The 5776-nt window shown below is 75.2% G+C and carries 6 protein-coding genes and 1 rRNA gene; 4 read left to right on the top strand and 3 right to left on the bottom strand.

What is annotated here, in order from left to right; all coding sequences use genetic code 11:
- The 4 genes from BG452_RS28365 to BG452_RS28350 all read left to right on the top strand — a co-directional run.
- Window positions 1–273: DUF4129 domain-containing protein (locus BG452_RS28365; protein ID WP_188307200.1), on the top strand; the 273-nt coding region annotated here is incomplete at its 5' end.
- Window positions 270–1511, top strand: coding sequence for a DUF4350 domain-containing protein (locus BG452_RS28360; RefSeq protein ID WP_223242849.1), 1242 nt, complete (start codon window positions 270–272; stop codon window positions 1509–1511). The genes BG452_RS28365 and BG452_RS28360, both read left to right, overlap by 4 nt.
- 26 nt (window positions 1512–1537) lie before the next feature.
- Window positions 1538–2527: an AAA family ATPase gene (locus tag BG452_RS28355; RefSeq protein WP_188307202.1), complete on the top strand. Its 990-nt coding sequence runs from the start codon at window positions 1538–1540 to the stop codon at window positions 2525–2527.
- A gap of 62 nt (window positions 2528–2589) precedes the next feature.
- Window positions 2590–3900 (top strand): DUF58 domain-containing protein, encoded by a 1311-nt coding sequence (locus BG452_RS28350; protein ID WP_188307199.1) that lies wholly within the window; start codon window positions 2590–2592, stop codon window positions 3898–3900.
- 15 nt (window positions 3901–3915) lie between these two features.
- Here the strand turns inward: BG452_RS28350 and BG452_RS28345 are convergent, their stop codons facing one another.
- From BG452_RS28345 to rrf, 3 genes are all read right to left on the bottom strand, one after another.
- On the bottom strand, window positions 3916–5061 hold the full coding sequence (locus BG452_RS28345) for an RNA polymerase sigma factor (protein WP_188307201.1): 1146 nt from the start codon (window positions 5059–5061) through the stop codon (window positions 3916–3918).
- An 8-nt stretch (window positions 5062–5069) separates the two neighbouring features.
- Window positions 5070–5477: a YciI family protein gene (locus tag BG452_RS28340; protein WP_188307198.1), complete on the bottom strand. Its 408-nt coding sequence runs from the start codon at window positions 5475–5477 to the stop codon at window positions 5070–5072.
- A 218-nt stretch (window positions 5478–5695) separates the two neighbouring features.
- A 5S ribosomal RNA gene (rrf, locus tag BG452_RS28335) occupies window positions 5696–5776 on the bottom strand; the annotation flags it as partial.

Raw genomic sequence — 5776 nt, 5'->3', positions numbered from 1 at the left:
ACCCGGCCCGGCCGCACCGCCGACGAGGCCGCCGCCGAGGCCGGCCGGGCCCTGCCCGAGCACGCCGCCGCGCTGGCCGCCGCCGCCCGCGCCTTCGACGACGTCGCGTACGGCGAGCGCACCGCCGACCAGGCCGCCTACCGGCTGCTGCTGGACCTCGACCGGACGCTGGAGCGCAGCCGTCCGGTCCACGCCTCCGCCTCCGCCTCCGCCTCCGCCGCGGCCCCGACACCGACCTCGACACCGACCTCGACCCCGGGAGGAGCGGCATGACCAGCACCGCCCCGGCTCCCCCCGCCGCCGAACGACCCGCCCAACGACCCACCGAGCGACCCACCGACGCCACCCCGACCAGCCTCGCCCCCACCGGGCGCGGCCTGATCCGCCAGGCCCGCTGGTACCTGGTCTTCCTCGCCGTCCTGCTGGTCGCCGCCGTCGGCCTCGCCGTCCTCAACCAGGGCCACCGCTACCCGCCGACCGACCCGCGCTCCTACGACTCCGACGGCGCCCACGCCGTGGTCGCGCTGCTCGAACACCAGGGCGTCAAGGCCGACCTCAGCACCGACCCCACGACCGCCGCGAACGGCGCCGACACCCTGCTGCTGCCCGAACCCGACCTGCTCAGCCCGGCCGAGCTGCGCACCGTCGCCGCGGCCCGGCACCAGCGGCTGGTCCTGATCAACCCGGGCCCGGCCGCCCTCAGCGCGCTCGCCCCCGGCATACGCACCTCCGACGAGGTCGGCGGCGTCCCGTTCGCGGCCGTCCGCAGCACCCACCCGAGCTGCGCGCTGCCCGAGGCCGTCCGGGCCGGCAGCGCCTCGATGGGCGGCACGCTCTACACCAGCGGCAGCCGCGGCGACGGCTGCTACCCGCTCAGCCACGGCTACCCGCTGGTCAGCACCCCCAGCGGGGGCGGCGACGTCATCGTGCTCGGCAGCGGCCAGTTCCTGCAGAACGGCCGGCTGGCCGAGGACGGCAACGCCTCGCTCGCGCTCGGCCTGCTCGGCTCGCAGCCCCACCTCACCTGGCACCTGCCCGACTACTCCGCGCCGGTCGCCGAGGGCACCCAGCGCAAGACCCTCGGCGACTTCATCCCGAAGGGCTGGCACTGGGCCCTCTACCAGCTCGCCGTCGCCGCCCTGCTCGCCGCCCTCTGGCGCGCCCGCCGGCTCGGCCCGGTGGTCAGCGAGAACCTGCCCGTGGTGGTCCGCGCCGCCGAGACCACCGAGGGCCGCGCCCGCCTGTACCGGCGGGCCAGGGCCCGCGGCCGCGCCGCCGAGGCCCTGCGCCGAGCCGCCGCCCACCGCCTCGCCCCCGCCCTGGGCCTCCCGCTCCAGGCCGGCGCACCCGAGCCGGAAGCACTCTGCGCGGCCGTCGCCGGCCGCCTCCCCGAACGACCCGCCGGGGACGTCCGGGCCCTGCTGTACGGCCCGCCCCCCACCGACGACGCCGCGCTGCTGCGGCTCGCCGACGATCTCGACGCCCTCGAAAGGCAGGTACGGAACCCGTGACCGAACAGGCGACCGCCCAGCTCCGCATCACCCCCGGCACGGCACCCGCCACCCCCGCCACCTCCACCACCGATCCGCGCGCGGCACTGACCGCCCTGCGCGCCGAGATCGGCAAGGCCGTGGTCGGCCAGGACGCCGCCGTCACCGGTCTGGTGGTGGCGCTGCTCTGCGGCGGCCACGTCCTGCTGGAGGGCGTCCCCGGCGTCGCCAAGACCCTGCTGGTCCGCACCCTGTCCACGGCGCTCAGCCTGGAGACCAAGCGCATCCAGTTCACCCCCGACCTGATGCCCGGCGACGTCACCGGCTCACTGGTCTACGACGCCCGCACCGCCGAGTTCTCCTTCCAGCCCGGCCCGGTCTTCACCAACCTGCTGCTGGCCGACGAGATCAACCGCACCCCTCCCAAGACCCAGGCCGCCCTGCTGGAGGCCATGGAGGAGCGGCAGGTCACCGTCGACGGCGAACCGCGCGCGCTGCCCGTCCCGTTCATGGTCGCCGCGACCCAGAACCCGGTCGAGTACGAGGGCACCTACCCGCTGCCCGAGGCCCAGCTGGACCGCTTCCTGCTCAAGCTGATCCTGCCGCTGCCCGACCGCGACCAGGAGTTCCAGGTGCTGTCCCGGCACGCCTCCGGCTTCGACCCCAAGGACCTCGCCGCCGCCGGCGTCCGCCCGGTCGCCGGGCCCGAGCACCTCGCGGCCGCCCGCGAGCAGATCGCCCGGCTGACCGTCTCGCCCGAGGTCCTGGCGTACATCGTCGACCTCTGCCGGGCCACCCGGCAGTCCCCGTCGCTGTCCATCGGCGTCTCCCCCCGCGGCGCCACCGCGCTGCTCGCCGCCTCGCGCGCCTGGGCCTGGCTGGCCGGGCGGGACTACGTCACCCCGGACGACGTCAAGGCCCTCGCCCTGCCCACCCTGCGGCACCGCGTCGCGCTGCGCGCCGAGGCCGAGATGGAGGGCGTCACCGCCGACTCCGTCATCCAGGCCGTCCTCGCCCAGACGCCCGCCCCCCGCTGATCCACCACCGGTAGGCGTACCGGGTCCTCGAATTCACCGGGCTTCCGAAGGAGCGCACCCGCATGGCCCTCACCGGGCGAACCGCCCTGATCGCCGCGCTCGGCGCGCTCTTCGTGGGCCTGCTGCTGCCCTCCTGGACCGGGATCGGGGCCGTCACCGGCGCGCTGCTGCTCGCCGTCCTGGCCGACCTGGTGCTCGCCGCCCCCGTCCGCAGCCTGCGGATCGTCCGGGGCGGCGACACCACCGTCCGGCTCGGTGACGACGCCTCGGTCGAACTCACCGTCACCAACCCCTCCGGGCGACCGCTCCGGGCCCTGATCCGCGACGCCTGGGCGCCCTCCGCGTGGCGCCCCGGCACCGCCGAGACCGCCTCCCGGCACTCCCTCGCCGTCCCCGGCGGCGAACGGCGCCGGACCGTCTCCATCCTCACCCCGGGCCGCCGCGGCGACCACCACGCCCACCGGGTGACGGTCCGCTCGCTCGGCCCGCTCGGCCTGGCCGGCCGCCAGGGCTCCCACCACGTCCCCTGGACGGTCCGCGCCCTCCCCCCGTTCAACAGCCGCAAGCACCTGCCCTCCCGGCTCGCCCGGCTGCGCGAACTCGACGGCCGCACCTCGGTGTTGACCCGCGGCCAGGGCACCGAGTTCGACTCCCTGCGGGAGTACCTGCCCGGCGACGACGTCCGCTCCATCGACTGGCGCGCCAGCGCCCGCCGCAACGCCGTCGCCGTCCGCACCTGGCGCCCCGAACGCGACCGGCACATCCTCGTCGTCCTCGACACCGGCCGCACCTCGGCCGGCCGGGTCGGCGACGCCCCCCGCCTGGACGCCGCCCTCGACGCCGCCCTGCTCATCACGGCCCTCGCCACCCGCGCCGGCGACCGGGTCGACCTGCTCGCCCACGACGCCCGCAAGCGCGCCGCCGTCATCGGCAGCTCGCCCAGCGAGATCCTGCCCGCCTTCACCAACGCGATGGCCCTGCTGGAGCCCGCGCTGCACGAGACCGACATGCGCTCGCTGGTCTCCACCGCGCTCAAGATGGCACCGCACCGCTCGCTGATCGTCCTGCTCACCGGGCTCGACGCGGCGCCCGTCGAGGACGGCCTGCGCCCGCTGCTGCCGCTCCTCACCAAGCGCCACGAGGTCGTCCTCGCCTCCGTCGCCGACCCGCACCTGGACGTGCTGGCGGCCGGCCGCGGCACCGTGGAGGCCGTCTACGGAGCCGCCGCCGCCGAACAGACCCGCGCCGACCGGCGACACACCGCCGACCGGCTCACCCGGCACGGCGTCACCGTCCTCGACGCCCCGCCCGCCCAGATCGCCCCGGCCCTGGCGGACGCCTACCTGGCGCTCAAGGCGGCCGGCCGGCTGTGAGCCGACCCGCCACCGTCAGCCGCCGCGACGGGCGTTGAGCCGGGCGGCCTGACGCGTCAGGTGGTCACGCTCGGCCAGGTTGGACGCCTTGTGGGCCGCCTCGGCGTACAGCCGGGCCGCCGTCGCCCGGTCCCCGTCCCGCTCGTGGAGGTACGCCGCGGTGGCGGCGTACCGGGGCAGCGAGTCGTCCAGCTCCCCGAGCGCCGCCAGCCCGGCCCGCGGCCCGTCGGCCTCGCCCACCGCCACCGCGCGGTTCAGCCGCACCACCGGACTGTCCGTCAACCGCACCAACTCGTCGTACCACTCGACGATCTGCACCCAGTCCGTCTCGTCGGCGGTGAGCGCGTCCGCGTGCAACGCCGCGATGGCCGCCTGAGCCTGGAACTCGCCCAGCCGGTCCCGGGCCAGCGCCGTCTGCAGGATCCCGACGCCCTCCGCGACCAACCCGGTGTCCCAGCGGCCGCGGTCCTGCTCGGCGAGCGGCACCAGACGGCCGTCCGCCCCGGTCCGGCCGGCCCGCCGGGCGTGGTGCAGCAGCATCAGCGCCAGCAGCCCCGCCACCTCCGGGTGGTCGATCGCCGCCGCCAACTGCCGGGTCAGCCGGATCGCCTCGGCGGCGAGGTCGACGTCACCGGAGTAGCCCTCGTTGAAGACCAGGTAGAGGACGCGCAGCACGGTGGCGACATCGCCCGGCTGATCGAACCGGACGGCCGAGACGGTGCGCTTGGCCCGGCTGATCCGCTGCGCCATCGTCGCCTCGGGCACCAGATAGGCCTGGGCGATCTGCCGGGTGGTCAGCCCGCCGAGCGCCCGCAGGGTGAGCGCCACCGCGGAGGACGGCGTCAACGACGGGTGGGCGCACAGGAAGTAGAGCTGCAGCGTGTCGTCCAGCGCGGCCGCGGGCCCGGGCTCCGGTTCCCGGTCGACCAGGTCCTCCCGTCGGCGCCGGGCGGTGTCCGCCCGGGCCGCGTCGAGGAACTTCCGCCAGGCGACGGTGACCAGCCATCCCTTCGGATCCCTCGGCCGATCGCGCTCCCAGACCCGGACCGCCTCCACCAGCGCCTCCTGCACGGCGTCCTCGGCCGCCGCGAAATCGGCTCCGCGGCGGACGAGAACACCGAGCACACCCGGGGTGAGGCTCCGGATCAGGGCCTCGTTCATCGGAGAGGTCACTCCGTGATGGTCGGCGGCATGGCCAGGAACGGGCGAAGCTCCAGCCACTCGTGGATCGGCTTGCCCCCGGCCCCGGGGGCCGAGGACAGTTCTCCGGCCAGTTCGAGCGCGCGCTCGTAACTGTCGACGTCGATCACCATCCAGCCGGCGATGAGGTCCTTGGTCTCGGCGAACGGCCCGTCGGTCACCGGCGGACGCCCCTCGCCGTCGTACCGGACCCACGTTCCCTCGGGCGCGAGCGCCTGGGCGTCGACGAACTCACCGGTCTGCTCCAGCCGGGCCGCGAAGTCCTGCATGAACGTGATGTGCGCCGTCACCTCCTCCGGCGTCCACTGGTCCATCGGCGCGCAGTTGACCGGAGTCGGGGCGCCTCGGTAGTGCTTGAGCAGCAGGTACTTGGCCATCGTGCTTCTCCCTCGGTGCTGGTGCGACCCATTGTGGCCGCGTCCACCCCGGGGACGGAGCAGGCCACGGGTTCTCGACATGGCCGGCCAAGATCTTTTTCGGGCCTCCGGGTTTCTAGGCTCCCGGGCTTCCCGCTCCCCGATCCTCGGATCCCGCTTCTCCCGGAAAACACGAAAAGGCCCACCCGGGAACCCGGGTGGGCCTTTTCTGAAGAATTGTTCGGCGGCGTCCTACTCTCCCACAGGGTCCCCCCTGCAGTACCATCGGCGCTGTGAGGCTTAGCTTCCGGGTTCGGAAT

It is taken from the genome of Streptomyces sp. CBMA123, assembly GCF_014596465.1.
Taxonomy (GTDB): Bacteria; Actinomycetota; Actinomycetes; order Streptomycetales; family Streptomycetaceae; genus Kitasatospora.
Note: the sequence above shows the minus strand (reverse complement) of the source record. Positions and strands in the feature narration are given on the sequence as shown.

What these genes read in the sequence shown, in the direction of transcription:
- BG452_RS28360 (WP_223242849.1), top strand. Translation starts at nt 270, where the DNA reads ATGACCAGCACCGCCCCGGCTCCCCCCGCCGCCGAACGACCCGCCCAA.
- BG452_RS28340 (WP_188307198.1), bottom strand. Translation starts at nt 5,477, where the DNA reads ATGGCCAAGTACCTGCTGCTCAAGCACTACCGAGGCGCCCCGACTCCG.
- BG452_RS28345 (WP_188307201.1), bottom strand. Translation starts at nt 5,061, where the DNA reads ATGAACGAGGCCCTGATCCGGAGCCTCACCCCGGGTGTGCTCGGTGTT.
- BG452_RS28350 (WP_188307199.1), top strand. Translation starts at nt 2,590, where the DNA reads ATGGCCCTCACCGGGCGAACCGCCCTGATCGCCGCGCTCGGCGCGCTC.